The organism is Sphingomonas sp. 4RDLI-65 (assembly GCF_049472435.1).
Classification (GTDB): Bacteria; Pseudomonadota; Alphaproteobacteria; order Sphingomonadales; family Sphingomonadaceae; genus Sphingomonas.
Genome location: NZ_JBCEBT010000004.1, coordinates 344638 through 371495, shown reverse-complemented (window position 1 = coordinate 371495; position 26858 = coordinate 344638). Strand labels below are relative to the sequence as shown.

The following is a 26858-nucleotide window of genomic DNA, read 5'->3' as shown; positions in this document are numbered from 1 at the left end:
TGACGGGGATGAGTAAACCAGCCGGAGGTCAGGGCGTCGCTTGTCGCGGATGCCCCAGGTGGATCTTCAGCACCGGCACGACGATATAATCGCCGCCGACTTTCCGCAGGCCGTGCAGCGCGCGACTACCGAAATCGCCGTCTTCGTGGATCGCGGCATGGATCGGGGCCTGCTCGGCATGAATCATGTCGTCGAGCCCCGCCGCACTGGCGTCCGAGCGCGGCCACAGCGATTGCTGGACACGGTCGTCTGCGGACGAATCGTCGTTCCAGTCATAGCCGATCGCCGGGGCGGGTGCGGGCGAGATACGGGTTTGCTGAGCCGTAGCGGGAACGGCTAGGCAGATCGCGATCAAAACTAACGGCGTTGGTCGCATCAACCGTCTCCTTCTACCACCCCGGCGGAGGCCGGGGCCCAATCAGGAAACAGCAGTTGGCGAGCGCGATACTTCGTTACAATGGCCTCGCCAATTGGGCCCCGGCCTTCGCCGGGTGGTGGCCACGAAGCAGCCCCCTCACCTCAATCCCGATAGCTCGGATCGATCCGGTCGAGCTTGCGCAACAACGCCGGCCACGCCAGCCCGTCCGCCAGCATCCGCATCCCCGGACCGCTCGACTGTCCCTCGACCTTCTCGGCCACGCCCTGGTTGGGATTGTTGAGATTCTCGCGGCCCGCGCTCAGCATCAGCACCTGCGCCTCGCACGCACGCTCAAGGAAATACATGCGGAGGAACGCCTGCGGGATCGACTCGCCAACCGTCAGCGTGCCGTGGTTGCGCAGGATCATGCTGTGCTTCGTCCCCAGATCCGCCACCAGTCGTTCGCGCTCCTCGAGCTCGGTCGCGATGCCCTCGAAATCGTGATACGCCACGTCGTGCCCGGCGATCATCGCGGTCTGGGTATGCGGCAGCAGCCCCTCCGCCATCGCCGACACCGCCTGGCCGTGCGGCGTATGCAGGTGCAGCACCGCGACAGCATCCTCGCGCGCGGCATGCACGGCGGAGTGGATCACGAACCCGGCGCGGTTGACCGGCGCGGGCGTATCCATGACCTTGTCGCCGTTCGCGTCGATCTTGACGAGCGACGACGCGGTGATCTCCTCGAACATGTGCGTGTACGGGTTGATCAGGAAATGATGCTCCGGCCCCGGCACGCGCGCCGACAGGTGCGTGAAGATCAGATCGTCCCAGCCATAATGCGCGACGAGGCGGTAGGCGGCGGCGAGATCGACCCGGATCGCCCATTCCTCGGGCGACACCAGATCGCGGACGGTCGGTTCGGTCCTGAGTGCGGTTGCCATCATCCATCTCCTGTTTTTATGCCGCTGCCCTAGCACGGCGCCCGGAGCGAGAATGTCGCCAGATTGACAATTTTGCCAAAGGGCCGAGACCTACACAGTGCTCTCCGACGATCGTGCCATCCTCGAAGCAGACCCGTGGTTCGGCGCAGTGCCGGCCGGGCGGCGCGCGCTGTTGCTGGCGCAGGCGACCACACGATCGGTAGCGGCCGGCACGCGGCTATACGGCGTCGGCGATCCGCCCGATGGCCTGTGGGCCGTGCTCGATGGGCAAGTCCGCCTGATGGGCTATCCCGCGGTCGGCGCCGAACTGGTGGTGCTGATCATGGGGCCGGGGACGTGGTTCGGCGAACTGTCGACGCTCGACGCGGGGCCGAGACCACATGACGCGATCGCGTTCGGACCGGCCCGCGTTCTGCATATCGGCATCGAAGCGTTCCGCCGACTGGCGCGCGATACGCCCGAATTATGGTGGGACATCGCGCTGCTGGCGTGCGCGCACCAGCGTGCGTCGCTGGCGTTCGTGATGAATACGCTCGCGCAGCCGATCCCGGTGCGGCTGGCCCGGACGCTGGCCGGTATGGTGCGCGCAGCGGGCGGCGACAGCGTCGCACTCCGCCAGGAGGATATCGCGGCGATGATCGGCGTGTCGCGGCAGACGCTCAACAAGGCGCTGAAGGCGATGGAGCGCGCCGGGGTGATCGCGGTCGAGTATGCGCGGATCCGGGTGGTGGATGCGGAGGGGTTGCGACGGCTGGGTAAGGGGTGAGACAGTCCATCACTTCAAAAGTGCCCCCTCCCCCCCGGCGAAGGCCGGGGCCCAATTGGGGGGCGGTGATAACGATGCGCATCGCTCCGTTACTGCGACCTTTCCATTTGGGCCCCGGCCTTCGCCGGGTTGGAGTGAGAGGGGGTGTGATAGGGCCGTAGCGGCGTTACAGCACGCCGCTGCCGCCCGTGGCCGCGAACGCGCTACCACTCGTAAAGCTCGTCCCCGTCTCCGCCAGCGTCACGAACAACGACGCCAGCTCAGCCGGCTGACCCGCACGACCCAGCGGCGTATCCTGCCCGAACTCGCCCATCTTGCTCGACAGCTGTCCACCCGCGACCTGAAGCGGCGTCCACACCGGGCCCGGCGCGATCATGTTGACGCGGATGCCCTTCTTGCCGAGTTGCTTGGCCAGCCCCTTGGTAAAGATCAGGATCGCGCCCTTGGTGGTCGCATAGTCGAGGAGTTCCTCGCCCGGATCGACCGAGTTGACCGACCCCGTGTTGATGATTGACGCGCCCGGCTTCATCAGCAGGATCGCCGCCTTGCAGAGGTGGAACATCGCATAGACGTTGGTCTTCATCGTCCGATCGAACTGCTCGAAGCTGATCTCCGCGATCGACGCCTTCGACTGCTGGTAGGCGGCATTGTTGACGAGGATGTCGAGCCCGCCGAGTTCACGCGCGGCGCGCGCGATCAGGTCGGTGCAGAACTTCGCATCGGTCAGGTCGCCGGGGATCAGCACGACCTTCCGCCCCTCGGCACGGAGCAGCTTCGCCACGTCCTGCGCATCGGGTTCCTCGGTCGGGTAATAGTTGATCGCGACGTCCGCGCCTTCGCGCGAAAACGCGATGACCGCCGCGCGACCGATCCCCGAATCGCCGCCGGTGACCAGCGCTTTGCGCCCGGCAAGACGCCCCGAGCCGCGATAGCTCGCCTCGCCGCAATCGGGGACGGGGCGCATGTCGCGCTGAAGCGCGGGCCATTTCTGGCGCTGTTCGGGAAAGGGCGTCGAAACGAAGCGCGTCTGCGGATCGGCGAGGGACGCCTGCCCCTGCCCTTGCGCGAAGGCCGGCGCTGCTGCGGCGGCGAGGCCAGTGACGGCGGCGCCCTTGAAGAGATCGCGGCGGCTGGTGTCGGTCATGATGGCGGGTCCTGCGAAAAATTGTCTCGGGATATCAGCGCGCAAGTCGGGCGAATGTTCACCCGATGTTGATCCAGGTCTTGTCGAAAGGTGGCCCGCTCCCCTAACCCGGCGCGATGCCCGACCTTCCCGCGACCGAGATCGAAGCCGCCGCCGAGCTGGAAACGCTCGCCGCGCAGATCGCGTATCATAACGCGCGCTATCACACCGACGACGCGCCCGAGATCAGCGATGCCGACTATGACGCGCTGGTGCGGCGCAATGCGGCGCTCGAAGCGGCGTTTCCGGCGGCGGTGCGGAGCGATTCGCCGAGCCGGACGGTAGGTGCGGCGCCTGCCGGGCATCTGGCGAAGGTCGCGCATGCAAAGGCGATGATGAGCCTCGACAACGCGTTTGCGGACCAGGAAGTCGAGGAGTTCGTCGCGCGCGTGCGCCGGTTCCTGAAGCTGGCGGAGGATGCGCCGGTCGCGCTGACCGCGGAGCCGAAGATCGACGGGCTGTCGTGTTCGTTGCGGTATGAGGATGGGCGGCTGGTGCGGGCGCTCACGCGGGGCGATGGCCAGGTCGGCGAGGACGTCACCGCCAATGTGAGAACCATCAGCGACATCCCCCAAACCTTGCAAGGTAAGGCCCCTGCGATCTTCGAGGTTCGCGGCGAGGTGTATATGGCGAAGGACGACTTCGCCGCGCTCAACGCGCGCCTGCTCGCCGAGGCGGAGGAGACCGGCAAGGACGCACGGCAGTTCGCCAACCCGCGCAACGCCGCCGCGGGCTCGCTGCGCCAGAAGGATGCGAGCGTCACCGCGAGCCGGACGCTACGGTTTCTCGCGCACGGCTGGGGCGAGGCCAGCGTCGTGCCCGGCGAAACCCAGGCCGAGGTCGTCGACACCCTGCGCGGCTGGGGCTTCCCGATCGCCGAAGGGTTCGCGCGGGTCGAGGGGACGGCGGCAGCGCTCGACGTGTACCGCCGGATCGAGGCCGAGCGCGCCGACCTGCCGTTCGACATCGATGGCGTGGTCTACAAGGTCAATCGGCTCGACTGGCAGGCGCGGCTGGGTCAGGTCGCCAAGGCCCCCCGCTGGGCGATCGCGCACAAGTTTCCCGCCGAACGCGCGCAGACGTTGCTTGAACGGATCGACATCCAGGTCGGCCGCACCGGCGCGATGACGCCCGTCGCTCGGCTATCGCCGGTGACGGTCGGCGGGGTCGTCGTAACAAACGCGACCCTCCACAATGCCGACGAGATCGAGCGACTCGGCGTGCGGCCGGGCGACCGCGTGCTCGTCCAGCGCGCCGGCGACGTGATCCCGCAGATCGTCGAGAATCTGACGCCCGACGCCGAGCGCGAGGCTTACGTCTTCCCCCACATTTGCCCCGAATGCGGGTCCGCCGCCGAGCGCGAGGAAGGCGAGGTCGTCTATCGCTGCACCGGCGGGCTGATCTGCCCGGCGCAGCGGGTCGAGCGCCTGATCCACTTCGCCTCGCGCCACGCGTTCGACATCGGCGGGCTCGGCCAGACGCTGATCGAGGCGTTCTTCCGCGACGGGCTGATCGAATCGCCCGCTGACATCTTCCGCCTGACCGAGGAACAGCTCGCCGCGCGCAAGAAGGACGGGCGCGTGTGGGCGGCCAAGGTGATCGCCGCGATCGAGGCAAAGCGGACGATCCCGCTCGACCGCTTCCTGTTCTCGCTCGGCATCCGCCACGTCGGCGAGATTACCGCGCGTGACCTTTCGCGACGCTATGTGTCAGCGAAGGCGCTCGGCGCGGTACTGCGCCATGCAGTGTTCCTGCGCGGCCAGATCCAGCCGGTGATCGGCGAACCCGAGCGGAAATTCGTGCTTCGCCGCGACAAGCTGCTGGTCGGCGCGATCGAGACCGCGGGGATCGGCCCCGAGGTGGCGAGCGCCCTCGTCGGCTTCTGCGCCGAACCGCACAACCGCCGCGTGGTGTTCGACCTGTTGCGCGAAGTGAAGCCCGCGGACGTCGTCCACGAGACCCGCGAATCGCCGGTAACGGGCCAGATCCTGGTCTTCACCGGCAGCCTGGAGACGCTCAGCCGCGACGAGGCCAAGGCACAGGCGGAGGCGCTGGGCGCGCGCGTCGCGGCGTCGGTGTCGAGCAAGACCGGTCTCGTCATCGCAGGACCGGGCGCCGGTTCGAAGCTCAAGAAAGCCACCGACCTGGGCATCAAGGTCATCACCGAGACCGAATGGGCCGCGATCGTCGCTGCAAGCTGAGGCTGCACTCACGGCGCAGCGATGGGTTCCGACGTTTGGGAATCGGTTCAATCCGTGGCTTTTTTGCAACGCAACACGACCGATTGTGTCTGTGACAATTCCCGACTCGCCAATGTAACATATCCGAAATATCCCCGGTGCAGGGCCGAATTAACGGGACATGAAGTCCCGAAATTCAGGGCCGTCGGCTCAAAGGGGTATTATTGATGCGGAACAACCTTTTCCTAGGTGTGGCAGTCGTCGCGCTCGTCGCACCTGCCGCCGCCATGGCGCAGGACACGACGGCGACGATCCGCGGCTCGGTCCAGTCGGCCGGTGCTCCCGTCAGCGACGCGACCATCGTCGTGACTAACGTTCCATCGGGTACGCGATCGACCGCGACCACCGATTCGTCGGGCACGTTCACCATCACCGGCCTGCGCGCCGGCGGTCCCTTCACTGTCGACGTCACGTCGGCGCAGGGCAGCACCAGCGTCACCGACGTCTACACGATCATCGGCCAGCCGTTCGACCTGCCGATCGACATCGCCGCCGGCGGCAGCGCGACCAGCGACGAGATCGTCGTCACCGCATCGTCGATCCGCGGCGCCGGCACGTCGTCGGACGGCCCGCAGACCGTGCTCAGCGCACGCGACATCAGCAAGGTCGCCTCGGTCAACCGCGACATCCGCGACATCCAGCGCCGCGATCCGTTCGCCACGCTCGATCTGTCGAACAACCGCGCCGTGTCGTTCGCCGGCAGCAACCCCCGCTTCAACCGCTTCTCGATCAACGGCGTGTCGGTCAGCGACAATTTCGGCCTGAACGTCGATGCCAGCCCGACCGCACGCGGCCCGATCCCCTACGACGCGATCGCCCAGGTCTCGGTCTCGATCGCACCGTATGATTTCCGCCAGGGCAATTTCCAGGGCGGCGCGATCGACGCGACGCTGGCCTCGGGCACCAACAATTTCCACGGCACCGGCTTCTATTCGCAGAACACCGATGGCCTTTACGGCGAGAAGATCGGCTCGTTCACGCGTCCCGCGACGAGCTTCAAGTCCGAGACGTACGGCGCGACGCTGTCGGGCCCGATCATCAAGGACAAGCTGTTCTTCATGGTCTCGGCCGAGCGCAACACCGAGGCGCGTCCGCTCACTGTCTCCTCGCCATCGCAGGTGCCGTTCGGTTCGGGCTTCCTGACCACCGCGCAGGTCGACAACGTCGCCAACATCGCGCAGTCGGTCTATGGCTATGATGCCGGCGAAATCCTGACGATCGCGCAGCAGAAGGACGAGAAGATCGTCGGCAAGCTCGACTGGAACGTCACCGACGGCCAGAAGCTCGCGCTCTCCTACGTCAACGCCTTTGATTCGTTCGTCGTCAGCGGCGCCAACTCGCAGTCGGTATCGACGCCGGGCTTCTCGCTCGACTCGAACGGCTACAAGTTGAGCGAGCTGCTGCGCGCTGGCATCGCGCAGTTGAACTCGGACTGGTCGGACACGTTCTCGACCGAAATCCGCGGCACGTACAAGAAGTACACCCGCACGCGCGATCCGTTGCGCGGCAATGATTTCGGCCAGTTCCGGGTCTGCCTTGATCCGACGTCAGTCGGCACCGGCAACGCGACACTTTCGTGCAGCACCGGCACGCCAGTCATCGCCTTCGGTCCCGACAATTCCAGCCAGTCGAACACGTTCGCGACGGAAAGCTTCGGCGGCTCGGCGCTGGCGAACGTCACGGTCGGCGATCACAGCATCCGCCTGCTCGGCGAATTCTCGCATGTCACGATCGACAACCTGTTCCTGCAGAACTCGGCCGGCGCGTATTATTTCGACTCGCTCGCCGATTTTCAGGCGCGCCGTGCGAACCAGGTTACGTATGCCGATGCGGTGTCGCTCAACACGAACGATGCGGCTGCAAGCTTCGGCTATCAGCAGTATACTTTCGGCGCGCAGGACAGCTGGCGCGTCAGCGATACGTTCAACCTGACCTATGGCGCACGCTATGATCTTTACGACATGCAATCCCGCGTGCCGTACAATGCAAACTTCCAGTCGCGTGTCGGTTTCCCGAACACCAAGACTTTCAAGGGGCTGGGCGCCTTCCAGCCGCGTCTCGGCTTCGACTTCAAGCCACCCGTTTCGGGCCTGAAGCTGCGCGGCGGTGCGGGTATCTTCGCCGGCGGCGCGCCCGACGTCTATCTGTCGAACAGCTTCTCGAACACGGGCGTCGTGACCAACTCGGTGACCGTCAACCGTACCACCAGCGGCATCTCGGCGTACAACCAGCCGGTCGCCATCGGCGACGCCGCGCTTAACAACGTCAACGGCGCGGCGATCCCGTCGGTGCTGGCAAACTATCTGGCGACCAATATCGGCTCGCTCGCAACCGCACCCGTCAACGGCATCGCCCCGAGCTTCGATATCCCATCCACGCTCAAGGCAACCTTGTCGGCCGATTACGACCTGTTCGGCATCCAGTTCGGCGCCGACTATATCTACTCGAACGTCATTCAGCAGGTTCAGTTCAGCGATGCCCGCTCGGTCATCATCGGGCGCCTTCCCGATGGTCGTCCGCGCTATGGCGCCCGGACCAACGCCGGGGGGATCAGCGTCACCGATCCGAACTCGGATATCGTGCTGGGCAACACCAGCCAGGGTCGCGGCCATGTGTTCGACGTGCGCGCCTCCAAGACGTTCGACTGGGGCCTGTCGTTGGGCGGCAGCTACACCTGGCAGGACGTGAAGGATGCGACGCCGGCGACTTCGTCGACTGCACTCTCTAACTACGGCAATGGTGCGGCGCTCGACCCCAACGTCTCGGCCTATGGCCGGTCGAACGACGAGACCCGTTGGGCGTTCAAGTATAATATCGGCTTCGATCACGCGTTCTTCGGGGACTACCGCACTGCGATCCAGCTGTTCGGCGAGACCCGTGCGGGCCGTAACTATAGCTTCACGATGATCGACCAGACCGGCGGCACCAGCGCTCGCAGCTCGGTGTTCGGTACGCTGTCGACCAACACACGCTACCTGCTGTACGTGCCGACCGGCGCAAATGATCCGCTCGTCAGCTATGACAGCGACAAGACACGCACCGACCTCGAAGGCCTGATCAACAATACCGAGTTGAAGGATTATCGCGGCACGATCGCCAAGCGCAACATCGCACGCAGCCGTGCCTTCACGCGCATCGATCTTCATCTCGAACAGCAGGTTCCGACCTTCATCGGCGGGTCGCGCATTACGCTCTTCGGCGATATCGAGAACCTTCCGAACCTGCTCAACAGCAAGTGGGGCGGTCTGCGCCAGCTTGCCTTCCCGTCGACCGCGTCAGTCGTGCAGGTCCAGTGCCTCGCGGTCGCCACGCCGACCGGCACCGCTGGCGTCGCCAACACGGCGGCCAACCAGCCGTGCACCCAGTATCGCTACTCGTCGTTCCGCGAGCCGAGCACCGCCGTCTCGCCGGTATTCGCCGGCTCGTTGTACCTGATCCGCATCGGCGCGCGCTTCACCTTCTGATCCGCGTCTGACCTGATCGGTCGATCGGGCCGCCGTTCCTCTTCCGGGAACGGCGGCCCTTTTCGTGTCCGGACCGGTTTGCGCGGGACGGAACGGGCGCCCTGCTCGGCTTTTGCGCACGCCAGCGGGCGCGTGTAAGAGCATGGGGCAATGGCTATTTCTCCCGCCCAATATCCCGGCCCGACCCGGCGCCTGCCCTTTCACGCGCGGCCGTTCTTCGAGAACAAGGCGCGCGCGTTCTGGATCCTCCAGGCGGTCGGCTGGAGCGGCTACCTGCTGCTGCGCGGCGTGGTGTCGATCTCGAACGGGGTGACGCTCGACGTGGTGATCCCGGTGATCGTCGAGGCGATCCTCGGCTATTGCATCACGCTGCTGCTCTCCACCTGTTACGGCGTCTACCGTCGGCTGCCGCGGTTGATCGGCATCTTCCTGACGATTGCGACGCTGGCGGCGGCGACCTTCCTGTACGCCGTACTCGACGCGTTCACCTTCTCGTTCATCGCGAGTTCGACGCCGGGCGTGACGGTCGGGCGGCTGCTGGTGTCGATCTACATCACCTTCACCGTGTTGTTCGGCTGGTCGGCGCTGTATTTCGGGATCAACTTCTACCTGATCGTCGAGCAGCAGATCGACCAGATGGAGCATCTCGAGAACCAGGCGTCGTCGGCGCAGCTGGCGATGCTGCGCTATCAGCTGAACCCGCATTTCCTGTTCAACACGCTGAACTCGATCTCGACGCTGGTGCTGCTGAAACAGACCGAGCGGGCGAATGCGATGCTGAGCCGGCTGTCGTCGTTCCTGCGCTATACGCTGGCGAACGAGCCAACCGCGCATGTCACCGTCGCGCAGGAGGTGGATCAGTTGAAGCTGTATCTGGAGATCGAGAAGATGCGTTTCGAGGATCGGATGCGGCCGAAATTCGATATCGATCCGCGTGCCGAACGGGCACGACTGCCGTCGCTGCTGCTGCAACCGCTGGTCGAAAACGCGATCAAATACGCCGTCACGCCGCAGGAGGAAGGCGCCGAAATCTGCGTCGAAGTGCGGCTCGCCGGGGAACGCGTGCAGATCGCCGTATCCGATACCGGTCCGGGCTTGATCGAGGGCCGGATCGGTTCAAGCCATTCGACAGGCGTCGGGCTCGCTAATATTAGAGACAGGTTGGCTCAGGCATATGGGCCCGACCACCGTTTCGAAACCCGCTCCACGCCCGCTGGCGGCTTCTCGGTCGAGATCGAGATTCCGTATCAGCTTGAAGACGTGAACAGAGAGGCCGCATGACCATCCGTACCATTCTCGTCGACGACGAGCCGCTGGCGATCCAGGGGCTGGAACTCCGACTCCAGGCCCATGAAGACGTCGAGATCATCGAAAAATGCTCGAACGGCCGCGAGGCGATTCGCGCGATCAAGACGCACAAGCCGGACCTCGTGTTTCTGGATATCCAGATGCCGGGCTTCGACGGGTTCTCCGTCGTGCAGGGCTTGATGGAGGTCGAGCCGCCCTTGTTCGTGTTCGTGACCGCCTATTCGGATCACGCGTTGCGTGCGTTCGAGGCCCAGGCGGTCGATTATCTGATGAAGCCGGTCGAGGAATCGCGGTTGGCGGATACGATCGAGCGGGTTCGGCAACGGTTGTCGGAGAAGCGCGGGGTCGAGGAAGTCGATCGGTTGCGTGAGGTGCTCGCCGATGTCGCGCCGGATGCGGCTGCGGACATGCCGGATGGGGACGCCGTGTCGGCGAACCGGTTCGAGAAGCTCATCAACATCAAGGATCGCGGACAGATCTTCCGCGTCGATGTGGATACGATCGAGCGGATCGATGCGGCCGGCGATTATATGTGCATCTATACCGGCGATAATACGCTGATCTTGCGTGAGACTATGAAGGATCTTGAGAAGCGGCTGGATCCGCGGCGGTTCCAGCGGGTGCATCGGTCGACGATCGTGAACCTGGACCTGGTTAAGCAGGTCAAGCCGCATACCAATGGGGAATGCTTCCTGGTGCTGAATTCCGGGGCGAGCGTGAAGGTTTCGCGGTCGTATCGTGATGTCGTTGCGCGGTTCGTTCACTGATCTGAATCCGTCATCCCAGCGAAAGCTGGGATCTCCCGATAACAGGGTCTGTCCTTGCCGATCGAGGTCCGGACTTTCGTCGGGATGACGGGGGAGCGCTTCGTTAGCTAGCGCCTCCCCCGTTTCAGGTACCCATTAACCAGTCCCTAAACCCCGCGTCGTAGAGCGGCGGGATGAATACGTCGGGTTACGGCCTTTATCCGCATGCGCTGATCAGCCTACCCGCGTTGGTGATGGCGACGTCGTGCGTGCCGGCGGATCGGCCCGCGGCGATCGCACGGGTCCAACCCGAGCGTAACTCGCGTGCGCTGCTGAGCCGGATGGCGCTGCATGTGCCGGACGACATCTCCGCGAAAATCGTAACGACCGCGCCTGATGCGCCATTCGCAACTGCGGCGCCATTCGTCGCTCCGCCGTTTCTGATTTCGAACTCCGCCGATGACGCGAATCGTGCGGCGGAGTGCCTGACCGCGGCTGTGTATTACGAGGCGCGGTCGCAGTCCGAGGACGGGCAGCGCGCGGTGGCGCAGGTGGTGTTGAACCGGGTGCGCGACCGGGCTTTTCCGAACAGCGTTTGCGGGGTCGTGTATCAGGGGGCGGAGCGGCGGACCGGGTGCCAGTTCAGCTTTACGTGCGATGGTTCGATGAACCGGCCGCGGGAAACCGGTGCGTGGGATCGCGCGCGGCAGATCGCTGCGGCCGCGCTCGGGGGGAGTGTCTATGCGCCGGTCGGGGCGGCGACGTCGTTTCATACCACGAGCATCCTGCCGTGGTGGGCGTCCAGTCTCGCGCAGATCACGACGGTTGGGGCGCATGTTTTCTATCGCTGGCAAGGGACGTTGGAGCGGGCTCTGACGTTTCGGCAGGCCTATGCTGGTGTGGAGCCTGCGGTTCGGGCTGGCTTTGCCAGTAATGCGGGCGAGCCAGCGGTCGCGACGCAAATTGCAGGCGTCTCGGTCCATTATGGCAATCGGGATGACGTTGCGGACTCGGATGCGGCGCCGGTCGATGCGCCGCATGGGGTGACGGTGCATCGGGGGGTGTCGCGTTCTAGTTCGGCGATTGCGGGTGCGGCGATCGTGCAGACGCGGCTGGTTTCGGGGGTCCGGGTTCACGTTGGCGGGCGGGCTGCTGCGATACTTGGCAGTAGTACCGGGGACGACGCGGTAGTGTCGGACGAAACCTAACCGCCCCAACGGCACCACCCCGGCGGAGGCCGGGGCCCAAGTGGAAAGGTGGTCGTAACGGAGCGCCATCCGCCGTTAGCAACGTTCCCCAATTGGGCCCCGGCCTCCGCCGGGGTGGTAGTGAATTGTGAGAACCGCCTCTTCTTGTTCCCCCGCGGAAGCGGTAGTCCAGGGCCTCGGGCGATGGCGTTTGTGATCCTGGGCCCCTGCCTGCGCGGGAGAACTGCTTCTTCTTCGATCGATAGCTGACTGCTCGATCGCGGAAGATACCCCCTCCCCTCGCAAAACCATGCTGCATCTGCTAACAGCACGCGCATGCTGAACCTGAACAATATCACGGTGCGCCTGGGCGGACGCGTTATCCTCGATGGCGCCACGGCCGCGTTGCCGCCGGGCTCGCGCGTCGGGCTGATCGGGCGCAACGGCGCGGGCAAGTCGACGATGGTGCGCGTGATCGCAGGACAGCTCGAGCCCGACGACGGCTCGGCCGACATGCCGAGGGGCGCGCGGATCGGCTACCTCGCGCAGGAGGCCCCGCACGGCGTGAAGACGCCGTTCGAAACCGTGCTCGAAGCCGATCTGGAACGCGCCGCGCTGATGATCGAGAGCGAGACGAGCGAGGATCCCGACCGGCTCGGCGACGTGTACGAGCGGCTGATCGCGATCGACGCCTACACCGCGCCCGCCCGCGCCGCGCAGATCCTGCTCGGGCTCGGGTTCGACGAGGACATGCAGGCGCGCACGCTCGACAGCTTTTCAGGTGGCTGGAAGATGCGCGTGGCGCTGGCCGCGCTGCTGTTCTCGCAGCCGGACCTGCTGCTGCTCGACGAGCCTTCGAACCATCTCGATCTCGAAGCGGTGATGTGGCTGGAGGACTTCCTCAAGGGCTACAAGGCGACGATCGTGGTGGTCAGCCACGAGCGCGATTTCCTCAACAACGTGGTCGATCACATCCTGCATCTGCAGGGCGGCAAGATCACGCTGTATCCGGGCGGCTACGACGCGTTCGAGCGACAGCGCGCCGAACGACTCGCGCAGATCGAGGCGGCGCGCGCGAACCAGAACGTGCAGCGCGAGAAGCTGCAGGAATATATCGCCAAGAATAGCGCGCGCGCCTCGACCGCGAAGCAGGCGCAGTCGCGGCAGAAGATGCTGTCGAAGATGCAGCCGATCGCCGAGAGCTACAACGATCCGACGCTGTCGTTCGGCTTCCCCAACCCGACCGAGCTGCGTCCACCGTTGATCACGCTCGACATGGCGACGGTCGGCTATGCCGACGTGCCGATCCTGAAGCGGCTCAACATGCGGCTCGATCCCGACGACCGAGTCGCGCTGCTCGGGCGCAACGGCAACGGCAAGACCACGCTCGCGCGGCTGCTGGCGGCGCAGCTGACGCCGATGGACGGCGAGATGTCGTCTTCGGGCAAGATGAAGGTGGGATACTTCACCCAGTATCAGGTCGAGGAGCTCGATCCGACCGATTCGCCGATCGAGCATATGTCGCACCTGATGAAGGGCGCGACTCCGGCTGCGGTGCGGGCTCAGTTGGGGCGGTTCGGGTTCTCGGGCGACAAGGCGACGACCAGGGTCGGCAAGTTGTCGGGTGGCGAGCGGGCGCGTCTGGCGCTGGCGCTGATCACGCGGGATGCGCCGCATCTGCTGATCCTTGATGAGCCTACCAACCATCTGGACGTCGATGCGCGTGAAGCGCTCGTGCAGGCGCTCAACGCCTATACCGGCGCGGTGGTGCTGGTCAGCCATGACCGGCATATGCTCGAGCTGACCGCGGACCGACTGGTGCTGGTCGATGACGGGACGGCGAAGGAGTTCGACGGCAGCCTCGACGATTATATCGCGTTCGTTCTGAAGGGCGATGGCGGCAAGGGCGATGCGGCGTCGAAGGCGGACAAGAAGGCCGGCAAGAAGGCTGCGGCCGAGGCGAAGAGTAATGACGCGGCGTTGCGAAAAGCTCTGCGCGAGATCGAGGAGCAGACGGCGAAGTTCACCAAGGAGCGTAATGCTCTCGATCGTGCGATGGTCGATCCGGCGACTGCTGAGCCGCGGTTCTCGCGGATGTCGATGGGGGATCTGAGCAAGCGTCGCGCCGAGGTGCATGCGAAGCTCGAGGCGAGCGAGGCGAAGTGGCTGGAGGCTAGCGAGGCTTTGGAGGGGGTGGCGGCTTAAGCCGTAACGGCCACGCTCCTGCTCCCGTCGTCGCCGTCATCCCAGCGAAAGCTGGGATCTCCCCGTTCGGGCCACGGCGTCCGCCAACAAGGATACCCCAGCTTTCGCTGGGGTGACGGGATTATCGGGACGGACTTTAGGTCGCGGCCGTGATCTAGCGACCAAGCGACGGTCCGCGCTTCTATGGTCTCCTGCGAAGGCGGGAGCCCAGGCTGGGTCCCCGCCTTCGCGGGGAAACATGCTTCCCCTTTTCAGGAATACGCGCCGGGTTAGCTTGGCTCAGCCCTCGTCGGCATCCGACTCCGCCGGCCGCTCGAACCAAGCCTCGACAGGCCCAACCAGCTTGACCGTCAGCGGGTTACCCGCGCGATCGACCTTCTTGCCAAGCGCGACGCGGATCCAGCCCTCGGAAATACAATATTCCTCGACGTCGTGGCGCACCTTGTCCTTGAAGCGGATGCCGATGCCGCGCTCGAGAAGGTCCTGCTGGAAGAACGGGCTGCGCTGGTTGATCGAGAGGCGATCGGGGGGCGTGTCGCCGGCAGCGGCCGGGGTGGCGGCGGCTTCGGTCTCGGGCGTGTTTGTCGTGTCGGTCATAGTCGCGCGTCTAGCGGCAAGCGCCTGTCCCACGCCAGAAAAAAGCACGTAACGCAAAAGAGGCGCCGGGATTGCTCCCGACGCCTCCCTGCGATCGTCAAATGAGATCAGCTACAGACCTGCACCGAGACCCGATCGCCGTAATAGGGATCGACCCGCCACTCGTTCCAGCACCGCGGGCGATAATCCTCGCGGTAGTAGGTCCGCACCGGCGGATTGTAATAGGCCACCGGCGGCGGCGCGTAATAGCCGCCATTGTAATAGCCACGGTCATAATAGCGATTGCGGTTGTTGCTGCTCGCGATTGCCGCACCGACACCAAGGCCCAGGATACCGCCAAGCACGGCTGCGCCGGCTGCGTTGCCGCCGCCACGATGACCATGCCAGCCGCGGCCATAGCCACCTCGGCCCCACCGCTGTGCATCGGCCGGTACCGCAGCTGTCAGCGCGGTCGCTGCAAGGGCTGCCCCCAAACCTGCCTTCTTCAAAAATCCGTTCATCATCCGAACTCCGTTACTGATTACGCCCGGTCCGCCTGGGACAAACGCATAAGTGTCCGACCGTGTTTCAGCATCTAGGCGATTCGGCCTGAACTGGTTCGGAACGGGTTGTTAACCCACGGTATAGCTGGCGTAGAGGGTCCCGGGCGGGGACTCTGGCGCGCTCACCCGGCTGGGCATTGTTCACGAATATCGGCAAGAGTGGGGGAATGCGTAGAACCATGACGACGCGAGCGATCGCTTTTGCCGTGCTCGGGGGTAGTGCGGTGCTGATCGGCGGACTGGCCTTGTCCGGATCGCCGGTCAAGGTGCGCGCGACGGAAACGCCAGCGCGGGTCGTCAGCGCGAAGGTTGCGCCGCCTGCTCGGGAAGTCGTGCCGAAGCCCGCGCCTATCACGGCTGCGGCGGAGCCTGACGAGGGCTATGTCGTGAAGCGCGTGCTGGACGTGCCCGAACCGCTGCGCCACGGCGCCTATTACTGGGACACGGAAGGCGTACCCGAGGGGCCGATCGTGATCACCGTCGACCTCGTCGCGCAGACCCTGTCGATCTTTCGCGCGGGCTATGAGATCGGGACGGCCGCGGTGATCTATGGCGCGGACGAAAAGCCGACTCCGCTGGGCGTGTTCAAGATCACGCAGAAGGATGCGCATCATGTGTCCAACCTCTACGGCGCGCCGATGCCGTACATGTTGCGGCTGACCAACGACGGCGTCTCGATCCACGGCAGCGCACTGATGGACGGGAAATACGCTACGCATGGCTGTGTCGGCGTGCCGACCGCGTTCGCCAAGCTGATCTTCGGACAGGTGAAGCTCGGTGACCGGGTAATCGTAACGAGCGGCGAGATGCTGGAGCGTGGCGGGCGGATCACCGCAGCCTGAAGGCTGGCGCTTTGAAGACTAGCGCTTTTGAGAATGGCGCCTGAGTCCAACTGCCGATATTCACCAGACCTTGTAAGCAAATCACAGTCAATTTGGTTGGACCGCCATTCGCTCTTAACCGGTGACCCGATATCTTTCGGTCATGGAACAACGGGTAGGACAAAGCGAGCGCGCGGCATGAGCACGACGATCGACTCCTGGTCGCCGACTGCCCCCGACGGGACCTTCGACAAGGCGACGCTGATCGAACGTTCGCTGGCGCTGGCGGGCATCGGTGCCTGGACCTGCGACTTGGCGGATTCGTCGCTGCGCTGGACCACGGGAATTTACGAGCTGTTCGGGCTGCCCACCGACACGCGGGTCGATCGGCGCGAGACCGTCGCGATGTACGTCGAGGAGTCGCGCGAGACGATGGAGCGGCTGCGTGCCCAGGCGATCGCGGACGCCGGAACGAGCGGTGATGCAAAGCGGGGCCGGTTTTCGCTCGATGCCGAGATCGTCCGGACCGATGGCGCGCGGCGGTGGATGCGGCTGACCGGCGACGTCGTCGTCGAAGGTGGACGCGCGCGGCGACTTTATGGACTCAAGCAGGACATCACCGACGAGAAGCTGCGCTGGGAGGCGATGCGCCGGCTGGCCGAGCACGACGCGCTGACCGGGCTGGCAAGCCGGGCGCTGTTCCAGAGCCGGTTTCTCGATGCGCCGGCGGGGGATCCGGGATTCGCACCGCTGGGGGCGCTGATCCTGTTCGACATGGATGGCTTCAAGCAGGTCAACGACCGGTTCGGGCATGCCGCCGGGGATGCCTGCCTGCGGGTCGTATCCGAGCGATTGACCACGGCATTTCCGGACGCACCGATGATTTCGCGGATCGGTGGCGACGAATTCGCGGTGCTGGTGCGGGCGGAAACTTTGGGCGCCGCGCTCGAACTGCGACTCGCTGCGGCGCTGGCCGATCTGCGGATGCCGATCGCGTGGGCGGGGGAGATCCTGCGGGTTGGCGCGTCCGCGGGGATCGCGGTGGCGGGTGGCGCTTATGATTATGATGCGGAGGCGATGTTCGCGGTCGCGGATGCGGCGCTGTACGCGGCGAAGACGGCGGGGCGGAACACGTTTCGGGCCGGGGTGCCGGGCGGTGAGGTCAAGCAGGTGATGCGGCTGGTCGGGTGACTTTCCGATCCTCCCCCGCCAGGGGGAGGTGGCACCGAAGGTGACGGAGGGGGAGGACACGGACCTTGCGTGGTCGCTCACCTCCCCCTCCGTCTGGCAAGAGCCAGACACCTCCCCCTGGCGGGGGAGGATCGTTAGGGGCGACGCCCAAAACAAAAAAGGCCGGAGGTTTCCCTCCGGCCTTTTGAATTTCTTGCCCAGCGCGACACGGCGAAGCCGCGTCGTCGGACCTCGCCTGAGCGAAGCCGGCCGAGCTTGTAAGCTCGGCCGGCTTCGCCGTGCCGGCCTCAGGCGCTCTGCTTAGCCCGGCTAGCCCGCTTGCGCTCGTTCGCATCCAGGAAGCGCTTGCGCAGACGGATCGACTTCGGCGTGACTTCGACCATCTCGTCGTCGTCGATGTACGCGATCGCCTGCTCCAGCGTCGCGCGCTTCGGCGGGGACAGGCGGACCTGGTCGTCCTTGCCGCCGCTCGCGCGGAAGTTGGTCAGCGCCTTGGTCTTCATCGGGTTGACCTCGAGGTCGTCCGGCTTGGCGTTCTCGCCGACGATCATGCCCTCATAGAGAGCCTCGCCGTGGCCCACGAACAGGATGCCGCGCTCTTCGAGCGGACCCAGTGCGTAGTTGTTCGCCTCGCCCGAACCGTTCGAGATCAGCACGCCGTTCTTGCGGCCTTCGATCGCGCCCTTGTGCGGACCGTACTTCTCGAACAGCCGGTTCATGATCCCCGTGCCGCGCGTGTCGGACAGGAACTCGCCATGATAGCCGATCATCCCGCGCGACGGCGCCGAGAAGGTGATGCGGGTCTTGCCGCCGGTCGACGGACGCATGTCGGTCAGTTCGGCCTTACGCGTGTTCATCTTCTCGACGACGGTACCCGAATGCTCCTCGTCGACGTCGATGATGACGGTCTCGTACGGCTCGGTTTTCTTGCCGTTCTCGTCCTCGCCGAACAGCACGCGCGGACGCGAGATGCCCAGCTCGAAGCCTTCGCGGCGCATCGTCTCGATCAGCACGCCCAGCTGAAGCTCGCCGCGGCCCGCGACTTCGAAGCTGTCCTTGTCGGCCGCCTCGGTCACCTTCACGGCGACGTTCGACTCGGCTTCGCGGAACAGACGCTCGCGAATCATGCGCGACGTCACCTTGGTGCCCTCGCGGCCCGCCATCGGCGAATCGTTCACGGCGAAACGCATCGACAGCGTGGGGGGATCGATCGGCTGCGCGTGCAGCGGCTCGGTCACCGTGATATCGGCGATCGTGTCGGCAACCGTAGCGACCGAGAGACCAGCCAGCGAGATGATGTCGCCGGCCTTGGCTTCGTCGACGGGAACGCGCTCGAGACCACGGAACGACATGATCTTCGAAGCGCGACCGGTCTCGATGATCTTGCCGTCGTTATCGAGTGCGTGGATCGGCTGGTTGGTCTTCACGGTACCCGAATTGACGCGGCCGGTGAGGACGCGGCCGAGGAACGGATCGCGGTCGAGCAGCGTGACGAGGAAGGTGAACGGCACGCCGGCGACTTCCACGGCGGGCGGCGGCACGTGCTTCACGATCGTCTCGAACATCGGGATCAGCGTGCCTTCGCGCGCGTCCATGTCGGTCGAGGCATAGCCGTTGCGACCCGAGGCGTAGAGCACGGGGAAGTCGAGCTGGTCGTCGTTCGCGTCGAGCGACACGAACAGGTCGAACACTTCGTCGAGCACTTCCTGGATGCGCGCGTCGTTACGATCGACCTTGTTGACGACGACGATCGGCTTCAGGCCGAGTGCCAGCGCCTTGCCGGTGACGAACTTGGTCTGCGGCATCGCGCCTTCCGACGAATCGACCAGCAGGACGACGCCGTCGACCATCGACAGGATGCGCTCGACTTCGCCGCCGAAATCGGCGTGGCCGGGCGTGTCGACGATGTTGATGCGGATGCTCTCGGTTTCGCCGGGAGGGGTCCAGTCGACCGAGGTCGGCTTGGCGAGAATGGTGATGCCACGCTCTTTTTCGAGGTCGTTCGAATCCATTGCGCGCTCTTCGACGCGCTGGTTGTCGCGGAAGGTGCCGGACTGGCGGAAGAGCTGGTCGACCAGCGTCGTCTTGCCGTGATCGACGTGCGCAATGATCGCCACGTTGCGGAGGCTCATGAATGTATTCTCTTGAAACGAGGAACGGGGTTGGCGCGCGCCATAGCGTAATTGTTGCGCCGCGGGAAGACGCAGCGGCATTTCGTCGCCTTTAGAGGGAACCTCCGCGGCGCTTGTATGTTCCGGCGGCGAGAATAGCACGAGGATCGCGGACCGCCAGCATTGCCTTCAGCGCGGCGTGTTTGTCCGGCGCGGCGGCGTAGTAACGCTGCCAGATCCGCAGGCCCATCCAATAGCCGAGTTCGGGCGGCCAGCCGGCGGGCGGCGTGGAGTAGTTGCCGATCCAGCGAGCATAGGCCTTGGCTTCGGGCGAGCCCTCCTCGGGATCGTCCTTGTCGGTGAGCTTGCGGGTGAGCGCGATGTCAACCTGCATCTGGCGCCAGAGTTCTGCCTCGCGCGGCGTGGCCCAGGCGGCCCGCGCGGCGTCTGGCTCCTCGCCGGTGACGAGTTGCGCGATGAAGTCGGCGGCACCCTCGACGAGGATCGCGGTGAGCAACGGGTCGCGGGAGAGCGTCATGCCTACATCCTGCTGGAAGGAATGCACCGTCTCGTGCGCGAAGAAATGGCGGAGCGTCTGGCGGAGTTTCTCGGGTGTCGGCGACATGCGGCACAGCACTTCGAGCCCGAGCACCTGCGCGCCGGGCTTGGCGGTGCCGCCGGAGGTATTCGCGCCAAAGACTATATAGACCTGCGAGAGCTTCACGTCGGGGAGCGCGCCGTGGAGGCCGAGATAGATCGCGCGGAGATCGGCGGTGGCGGCCTTGGCGGTGGGGAGGCAGGTCTTGATCGCCTGCGCGTAGCGCGTCGGGTTGGCGGCGATGGCGCGTGCTAGCGTTTCCGCGTCGACGATCCGGCCGGGGGTGAAGACGCCGATCCCGAAACTGCCCTTGTCGAGATACTCGCGCTTCAGTTGCGCCGCGGTCGGCTTGCCCTTGGTTTTGGCGAACAGCGCGGCAAAGCGGTTGGCGTCCTCGGTGTGGATCGTCGTGGTTAGTGGGTCGGCTGGCGGGGGGCGATTCGTGGCGGCCGCGGGGAGGAGGGCGAGCGCGAGGATCAGCGGGCGGAGCATGGTGTGCAGAGTATCGCGTGTTTGCCGGGGCGCCAGCGCCGATATCACAATCCTCCCCCGCCAAGGGGGAGGTGTCGCCGAAGGTGACGGAGGGGGGGACACGGAACCGGCGTGGTGGGTCTCCTCCCCCTCCGTCAGGCTGCGCCTGCCACCTCCCCCTGGCGGGGGAGGATTGTGGGGTAGTGGGAACCTCAAGCACCCTGCTCTCCACTACCCCACCCCGGCGGAGCCCGGAACCCAGTTGGAAAGGCGGTATTAACGACTTGCCGCCATCCGTCAGCAAAGTCCCCCAATTGGGCCCCCGCCTTCGCCGGGGTGGTAGTGACAAAGCAGTCAGCCCTTGGCAAAAATCCAAGCGCCTATCGCGACCACGAACCCAAGCACCCAAAACAGAAGCTGATTTTCGCGATAATAGCGCTCCAGTGAACGCTTGGGCGTCACCATCCTCCGCTCATTTGCGAGATGCAGGTTGATAAACGCTTCCACGCCTTGGCGCTCGCGATCGGTGTCGTACAGCGTGACGCTTTCCGGATGTCCCTTGCCCCGCGGACGTCGATCGATGTCCGCCATTCGCGCGAATGCTTTACGCGCGGTCGAAATTAATAAACCTGCAGTTTCCTCCAAGACGGGCACGACGTCCTGATTACGATCCAAGGCCAGCTTCCGGGCCTCCGCCAGCGCGCGATAGGTAATGTCTTCGAGAAACGGCTCGATAAATCGCTGCCAGTACCGGTCTCGAATGGAGCCTTCAAATTCCAGTCCGCCAGACGCAATCGGCTTGCCGTAGAAATCCGCGCAGATCACGCCGAAATGGCTGTTGAAAAAGCCCAAGGGGTAATCCGTTCACTGTCGAGGCGTATCCATTCGTCCGCAACGAACCGCTGCATCGTAGGGAACAGCGCGCTAGCCATTGTCGCACGTCCAGTCTTCAAGAGACAGGCCATCCACCCGCCCGAACTCTCCGGTGTTATTTGTAACCAACACCAACTCCCGGGCCAGCGCCTGCCCCGCGATCAATAGGTCATAGGGACCGATCGGCGTGCCGGCGCGGCGCAGGACCGCGCGAATTTCGGCCGCCGCCCGTGCGTCGTCTTCGGAAAAAGGCAGGACCGGCAACTGGATCTTGTCGATCTCCGCCAAATTCTCGGCCACCCGGCTACTGTTGTACGCGCCAAAGATGAGTTCGTGCATGACCACGACCGACAACGCGACCTCCGTCCGGTGCGCGCCAAGCCTGCGCACCACCTGAGGATTGCCTCGAACGCGCCACGCGATGACGATATTCGTATCCAGCAGATACCGCATCACTCGAAGCTGGGACCGTCCGGCATCGTCTCCGGCCCAGGCCTGTCGAGCGCCCCGGCGGCGAACTCCTCGTCCATCGTTCCTGCCAGGCGATTGACCCATTCGTTCGCCGTTTCGATCGGCTCCAGGATCACCTTGTCGCCTTCGCGGACGATGCGGACTTCGCTCGCGTCGAAGCGAAATTCCTTCGGCAGGCGAACCGCCTGGCTGCGCCCGGTCCAGAATATCTTGGCCGTACCGACGATTTTGGCCTGCTCGTTCATCGTGCGACTCCCGGTATATGGCAGCGGTATATATCATACCCTTGTGACCAACAACCGTGCTACACGAACAATACACTTGATGCTCGCGGCGTTCGCGGTCAGAGTCGTAGGCGATTGCGTTGGAGATTTGCGACATGGCGACGACCCCGAACACGCTGACGGAAGAGCCGGGCCTGGTGCTGACCCCGCCCGATCCGGTGCCCACGGTCGCCGCCGCCAAGGCGTCCGGCCTCGTCCCTGTCGATGCCGGCGTGAAGTCGCAGCTGGAGGAGCGCGTATCGGGCTTCGTCACCGATCTCGTCGCGCAGGACGTCAACTCGCCCGAATTCGGCAAGCGCGTCGACGCGATCACCGCGATGGGCGCGAAGGAAATTCGCGAGGCCGCCGGCCAGTCGAACCGCTTCCTCGATCGCCCGGTCAAGGCGATGGATCAGGAGACCGGCGTCGGCAAGGATCTCGCCGAGCTGCGCCGCGTCGTCGAGGATCTCGATCCCGGCAAGAAGGGCAACCTCACCGCGCCGCAGAAGCTGTTCGGGATCATCCCGTTCGGTGGCAAGATGCGCAATTATTTCGACGGCTACAAATCCTCGCAGACGCACATCGCGCAGATCCTGAAGAGCCTCGGCTCGGGCAAGGACGAGCTGCTGATGGACAACGCGGCGATCGATACCGAGCGCGCGAATTTGTGGGCGGCGATGGGTCGGTTAGAGCAGATGATCCATCTGTCGAAGACGATGGACGCCAAGCTGGAGGACGTCGCCAACGATCTCGACCACAGCGATCCCGCCAAGGCGAAGGCGATCCGCGAGACCGCGTTGTTCTACACGCGTCAGCGGACGCAGGACCTGCTGACGCAGATGGCGGTCACCGTGCAGGGCTATCTCGCGCTCGATCTGGTCAAGAAGAACAATGTCGAGCTGGTGAAGGGCGTCGATCGCGCGTCGACCACGACCGTGTCCGCGCTGCGCACCGCGGTGACGGTGGCGCAGGCGCTGACCAACCAGAAGCTGGTGCTCGAGCAGATCACCGCGCTCAACACGACCACCGCGAACATCATCGATTCGACCGGCAAGCTGCTAAAATCGCAGACCGCGCAGATCCACGAACAGGCCGCATCGGCGACGATCCCGCTGGAGACGCTGCAACGCGCGTTCCAGAATATCTACGACACGATGGACGCGATCGACGTGTTCAAGCTGAAGGCGCTCGATTCGATGAAGGTCACCGTCGGCGCGCTGTCGAACGAGGTCGACAAGTCCCGCGGCTATATCGCGCGGGCTGAGGGTGCGACGCAGGGGCAGTTGGGCGGACCGTCGCCTAGCCCGTTCAAGCTGGAGGCGATGTAACCGTCGTGAGCGAAGTCGACGACGCCATCGCCAGCGCCCGCGCCTCCTGGTCGCGCATTTCCGACGACCGGACGGGCACGGGGATCGCGCGCGTGCCGACGCGGGGGCGGGCGAGGCAGACGCAGGCGATCGGCAAGCGGCTGACCCGGATCGCGGTCGCCGACGTGTCGATCCTGATCGCGGCGATGGTGATCGGCTGGATCGTGCCGCTCGGGATCGGCGGCGCGATGCTGGTGATGGCGCTGCTGATCGCCGCCACCGTGCTGTTCGCGGTCTGGCCAGCGGAACGCGCGCCGACGCCAGAGCGCCTCGCCGCGGTCGACATCCGCGCCCTCCCCGCGCAGACCGAACGCTGGCTGGAGGCACAGCGCCCTGCCCTACCCGCGCCCGCGATGACTCTCGTCGACCGCATCGGCCTGCGCCTCGAAACGCTGACACCGCAACTGGCGACACTAGACGCCAACACCCCCGAAGCGTTCGAAGTCCGCAAGCTTGTCGGCGAACAGCTTCCCGCGTTCGTGAAGGACTATGAGAAGGTCCCCCCCTCGCTCCGCACCACCCCCCGCAACGGCCGCACGCCCGACGCCGAACTGGTCGCCGGCCTTTCGCTGATCGAACAGGAGATCGGCGAGATGACCGCGCGGCTGGCGCAAAGCGACCTCGACAACCTGACGACGCGCGGGCGCTTCCTGGAGATCAAGTACAAGGACTGAAGGACGTGAAGCGCACCAGGCTCAGCGTCTGCCGGCGAAAGGCGCGGTTCGTGTCCGAAACCGATGCACTCGTCGCGGCAAGGACAGGACGCGTGCCGCTTCGGGCCTATCGCTGCGACCGGTGCCTGCATTTCCACCTTACCAGCCGCACGAAAGGGAAACGGGCAATGGAGGTTCGGGCATGATAACGATCATGGCGCTACTGATGGCGGGTTTGGCGGCGCCGTCCTGTACCGCTCCGATCGGTGAGCCCGTTGCGGTGAGTTCGACGCCTCTATCGATTGAGGCACTGGGCGGAAGCTACCGGGCGACACCGGGCTGGCCGGCCCCCGGCGAAGCCCGCATCGACCAACTCCGCTTCGATTGGGGGCTTATGCTTCGGTCGAATGATCCCCGGTTCGCGAACTTCGATCTTACGCCCGGCGCGGTACATTCGCGGAGTTCGGGATGCTGGTTCGAGCTGGACAGCGCCTATGCCAAGGACGGCGTCGAGAACATCTCCGCCAGTCGGATCGCGAATAGCGGCTATCGCGAGGGGTTCGTCCCGCTGCGCCCCGATGTGACACCCGACATTGCCGGCTATCGGTTCGCGGCGGCCGACGGCAATATCCACCGCGATGGCTTTACCTGGATAGGCGTCTGGAACGCCGATGGCTCTGCGGAACGATCCCAGGTGGTTGCTTTCGACGGGGCGCGTTACGAGGTGCTGGCGACGCTGCCCGTTCGCCTGGGGGCGATCGCGCAACTACCCGATCTTCACTCGCAAGCCTATCATTTGACCTTCGTTGGCGAAGGGAAACCCGGGCGTCCGGTACCGTGGATGCGCTTGATCTGGTTTTGACGAAGGCGATCGAATCATGGCCGCGATTGCCGCCGCATTGCCGAAAGCTGCATCGAAGAAATAGCGCGGAGGGCACGGGGGCAGATGGAGCGGGTAACGGGAATCGAACCCGTGTATTCAGCTTGGAAGGCTGCTGTACTACCATTGTACTATACCCGCTCGGCGCACCGAGGCGAGCGCCGGAACTAGCGTCGCCAGGCGCCCGGCGCAAGCGCCCGGTTCACTCGACCGCCCGCCTGAACATGCTTCACGCCTTCATTACCATTTTGCGCTAGTTCGCCGGGATGGATCACCGTGATCAAGAGCTGCTACCTGCCGTTCCCGCCGCGGCTGACCCCCGCCCCAGATCCACGGTCAGCGGTGGTGCCGGGCTCGCGGGATTGGCCGGCGTGCTGGCATGGCTCGTGGTCGCCCGCGCGTACGGCATGGACGGGCCCTATTCGGCGCTGATCAACGTCGCCGCGTGCGGTCTGCCGATGGTGGTCTGGTCGCTGCTGGCCGACAAGGTGCATCTGAACCCGAGTACCGGGATCGATTGGGCCGCGGGCAAGCCGTGGCGCGAGACGCTCGATACCAGCCTGACCAAGCTTGCCGGCTTATGGGCGACCTGGGCGGCGATCGCGGTGATCTATGGCGCCGGGCGCTTCTATTGGCAGGGCAATTTCGCGTTTGCGATGTGGTGCTTTACCAATGCCGCGCCGATCCTGTTCGTGGCGTCGATCCCCTATGTGCTGTGGATCGATCGCTATCTGGTCGAGCCGCGCGATGGCGCATGGCATCTCGGCGCGTGGATGACGGGACAGGCGGGCGTCGACCACGAGGCGATCTACGGCCACCTGCGCGCATGGGGGGTGAAGACGTTCTTCCTCGCCTTCATGCTCGCGATCGTGCCGCCCGGGTTCGGCGATTTCGTCCGCGGTGACCTGCGCGCGGTGCTGCATGATCCGGTGACGCTGTCGAACTGGCTGGTGACGCTGATGTTCCTGATCGACGTGGCGTTCGCGACGGTCGGCTATCTGCTGACCTTCCGCCCGCTAGACTCGCACATTCGCAGCGCCAACCCGTTTGCGGCGGCGTGGCTGCCCGCGCTGATGTGCTACCCGCCGTTCATCCTGATGACTCCTGGCGGTCCGCTCGATTATCATCCCGGCACGTCCGACTGGGCGTATTGGTTCCAGTGGCATCCGGTGCTGCTGGCGCTGATCGGCGCGGTCCTGGTCGGGCTGACCGCGATCTACGCGTGGGCGACGATGGCGTTCGGCTTCCGATTCTCGAACCTCACCAACCGTGGCATCCTGACACATGGACCTTATGCGGTGTCGCGGCATCCGGCGTATCTATCGAAGAACCTGTTCTGGTGGATCTCGACGATCCCGGTGCTGACGCTGGGCAGCGTCGTCGATGCGGCGCGCGCGACGCTGCTGATGGCGGCGGTCAGCGGGGTGTATTACTGGCGCGCGAAGACCGAGGAGCGGCACCTGAAGCTCGACCCAGACTACCGCGCGTATTTCGACTGGATGACGCGCAACGGCCTGGTGCCGCGGCTCTTCGCGAAGTGGCGTGACTAATTCCCCTCCCGCTTGCGGGAGGGGTTAGGGGAGGGGCTGACCTGTTCCGTGGACCGAAACGCCTGCGGCTAA

At 65.0% G+C, this 26858-nt stretch carries 23 protein-coding genes and 1 tRNA gene; 13 read left to right on the top strand and 11 right to left on the bottom strand.

The window, feature by feature from the left end; translation table 11 throughout:
- Positions 1-28: 28 nt before the first annotated feature.
- Both VH567_RS12290 and VH567_RS12285 read right to left on the bottom strand, forming a co-directional pair.
- On the bottom strand, positions 29-376 hold the full coding sequence (locus VH567_RS12290; protein WP_423326492.1) for a hypothetical protein: 348 nt from the start codon (positions 374-376) through the stop codon (positions 29-31).
- Between the two features lie 143 nt (positions 377-519).
- Positions 520-1299: a class II aldolase/adducin family protein gene (locus VH567_RS12285; RefSeq protein ID WP_423326490.1), complete on the bottom strand. Its 780-nt coding sequence runs from the start codon at positions 1297-1299 to the stop codon at positions 520-522.
- A 97-nt stretch (positions 1300-1396) separates the two neighbouring features.
- Here VH567_RS12285 and VH567_RS12280 point away from each other — a divergent pair, with 97 nt between their 5' ends.
- Complete coding sequence (locus tag VH567_RS12280; protein ID WP_423326488.1) at positions 1397-2065, top strand: Crp/Fnr family transcriptional regulator; 669 nt, start codon at positions 1397-1399, stop codon at positions 2063-2065.
- A gap of 166 nt (positions 2066-2231) precedes the next feature.
- Here VH567_RS12280 and VH567_RS12275 read toward each other — a convergent pair whose 3' ends face one another.
- Positions 2232-3209 (bottom strand): SDR family oxidoreductase, encoded by a 978-nt coding sequence (locus tag VH567_RS12275; protein WP_423326486.1) that lies wholly within the window; start codon positions 3207-3209, stop codon positions 2232-2234.
- Positions 3210-3325: 116 nt separating this feature from the next.
- Here VH567_RS12275 and ligA point away from each other — a divergent pair, with 116 nt between their 5' ends.
- The 6 genes from ligA to VH567_RS12245 all read left to right on the top strand — a co-directional run bounded on the left by ligA (position 3326) and on the right by VH567_RS12245 (position 14398).
- A complete protein-coding gene (gene ligA / locus VH567_RS12270) occupies positions 3326-5449 on the top strand; it encodes an NAD-dependent DNA ligase LigA (protein WP_423326484.1) in 2124 nt (707 codons plus the stop codon).
- A 206-nt stretch (positions 5450-5655) separates the two neighbouring features.
- Positions 5656-8952, top strand: a complete 3297-nt coding sequence (locus VH567_RS12265) for a carboxypeptidase regulatory-like domain-containing protein (protein ID WP_423326482.1) — start codon at positions 5656-5658, stop codon at positions 8950-8952.
- 150 nt (positions 8953-9102) lie between these two features.
- Positions 9103-10233 (top strand): sensor histidine kinase, encoded by a 1131-nt coding sequence (locus VH567_RS12260; RefSeq protein ID WP_423326480.1) that lies wholly within the window; start codon positions 9103-9105, stop codon positions 10231-10233.
- Complete coding sequence (locus tag VH567_RS12255; RefSeq protein ID WP_031393111.1) at positions 10230-11027, top strand: LytR/AlgR family response regulator transcription factor; 798 nt, start codon at positions 10230-10232, stop codon at positions 11025-11027. The genes VH567_RS12260 and VH567_RS12255 overlap by 4 nt, the downstream gene beginning before the upstream one ends.
- Positions 11028-11200: 173 nt before the next feature.
- Positions 11201-12214 carry a cell wall hydrolase gene (locus tag VH567_RS12250; RefSeq protein ID WP_423326478.1) on the top strand — a complete coding sequence of 338 codons (1014 nt, stop codon included), beginning with the start codon at positions 11201-11203 and terminating at the stop codon, positions 12212-12214.
- Positions 12215-12529: 315 nt separating this feature from the next.
- Positions 12530-14398 carry an ABC-F family ATP-binding cassette domain-containing protein gene (locus VH567_RS12245; protein ID WP_423326476.1) on the top strand — a complete coding sequence of 623 codons (1869 nt, stop codon included), beginning with the start codon at positions 12530-12532 and terminating at the stop codon, positions 14396-14398.
- 279 nt (positions 14399-14677) lie between these two features.
- Here the strand turns inward: VH567_RS12245 and VH567_RS12240 are convergent, their stop codons facing one another.
- Both VH567_RS12240 and VH567_RS12235 read right to left on the bottom strand, forming a co-directional pair.
- Positions 14678-14995: a DUF3297 family protein gene (locus VH567_RS12240; protein ID WP_423326474.1), complete on the bottom strand. Its 318-nt coding sequence runs from the start codon at positions 14993-14995 to the stop codon at positions 14678-14680.
- 107 nt (positions 14996-15102) lie between these two features.
- A complete protein-coding gene (locus VH567_RS12235) occupies positions 15103-15495 on the bottom strand; it encodes a hypothetical protein (protein WP_423326472.1) in 393 nt (130 codons plus the stop codon).
- Between the two features lie 209 nt (positions 15496-15704).
- Between VH567_RS12235 and VH567_RS12230 the strand changes: the two genes are divergently transcribed.
- Complete coding sequence (locus VH567_RS12230) at positions 15705-16379, top strand: L,D-transpeptidase family protein (RefSeq protein ID WP_423326470.1); 675 nt, start codon at positions 15705-15707, stop codon at positions 16377-16379.
- A gap of 177 nt (positions 16380-16556) precedes the next feature.
- The gene (locus VH567_RS12225) at positions 16557-17549 is read left to right on the top strand and encodes a diguanylate cyclase domain-containing protein (protein WP_423326468.1); all 993 of its coding nucleotides are present in this window, start codon (positions 16557-16559) and stop codon (positions 17547-17549) included.
- 287 nt (positions 17550-17836) lie between these two features.
- On the opposite strand, the gene typA is transcribed toward VH567_RS12225, so the two are convergent.
- The 5 genes from typA to VH567_RS12200 all read right to left on the bottom strand — a co-directional run bounded on the left by typA (position 17837) and on the right by VH567_RS12200 (position 22318).
- Positions 17837-19681 carry a translational GTPase TypA gene (gene typA / locus VH567_RS12220; protein ID WP_423326466.1) on the bottom strand — a complete coding sequence of 615 codons (1845 nt, stop codon included), beginning with the start codon at positions 19679-19681 and terminating at the stop codon, positions 17837-17839.
- Between the two features lie 91 nt (positions 19682-19772).
- Complete coding sequence (locus tag VH567_RS12215) at positions 19773-20750, bottom strand: DUF2268 domain-containing putative Zn-dependent protease (RefSeq protein WP_423326464.1); 978 nt, start codon at positions 20748-20750, stop codon at positions 19773-19775.
- A gap of 333 nt (positions 20751-21083) precedes the next feature.
- Entirely contained in the window at positions 21084-21581 is a 498-nt protein-coding gene (locus VH567_RS12210) for a hypothetical protein (protein ID WP_423326462.1), read from the bottom strand.
- Between the two features lie 72 nt (positions 21582-21653).
- Complete coding sequence (locus VH567_RS12205) at positions 21654-22055, bottom strand: type II toxin-antitoxin system VapC family toxin (RefSeq protein ID WP_423326460.1); 402 nt, start codon at positions 22053-22055, stop codon at positions 21654-21656.
- On the bottom strand, positions 22055-22318 hold the full coding sequence (locus tag VH567_RS12200) for an antitoxin (RefSeq protein ID WP_423326458.1): 264 nt from the start codon (positions 22316-22318) through the stop codon (positions 22055-22057). The genes VH567_RS12205 and VH567_RS12200 overlap by 1 nt, the downstream gene beginning before the upstream one ends.
- 134 nt (positions 22319-22452) lie before the next feature.
- On the opposite strand from VH567_RS12200, the gene VH567_RS12195 reads away from it, so the two are divergent.
- The 3 genes from VH567_RS12195 (at position 22453) to VH567_RS12185 (ending at position 25218) form a co-directional block, all read left to right on the top strand.
- On the top strand, positions 22453-23664 hold the full coding sequence (locus VH567_RS12195) for a toxic anion resistance protein (protein WP_423326456.1): 1212 nt from the start codon (positions 22453-22455) through the stop codon (positions 23662-23664).
- 5 nt (positions 23665-23669) lie between these two features.
- On the top strand, positions 23670-24377 hold the full coding sequence (locus VH567_RS12190; RefSeq protein ID WP_423326454.1) for a hypothetical protein: 708 nt from the start codon (positions 23670-23672) through the stop codon (positions 24375-24377).
- A 193-nt stretch (positions 24378-24570) separates the two neighbouring features.
- Positions 24571-25218, top strand: a complete 648-nt coding sequence (locus VH567_RS12185) for a hypothetical protein (protein WP_423326452.1) — start codon at positions 24571-24573, stop codon at positions 25216-25218.
- 85 nt (positions 25219-25303) lie between these two features.
- Here the strand turns inward: VH567_RS12185 and VH567_RS12180 are convergent.
- A tRNA-Gly gene (locus tag VH567_RS12180) sits at positions 25304-25377 on the bottom strand.
- Between the two features lie 230 nt (positions 25378-25607).
- On the opposite strand from VH567_RS12180, the gene VH567_RS12175 reads away from it, so the two are divergent.
- The gene (locus VH567_RS12175) at positions 25608-26786 is read left to right on the top strand and encodes a methyltransferase family protein (protein WP_423326450.1); all 1179 of its coding nucleotides are present in this window, start codon (positions 25608-25610) and stop codon (positions 26784-26786) included.
- Positions 26787-26858 lie beyond the last annotated feature (72 nt).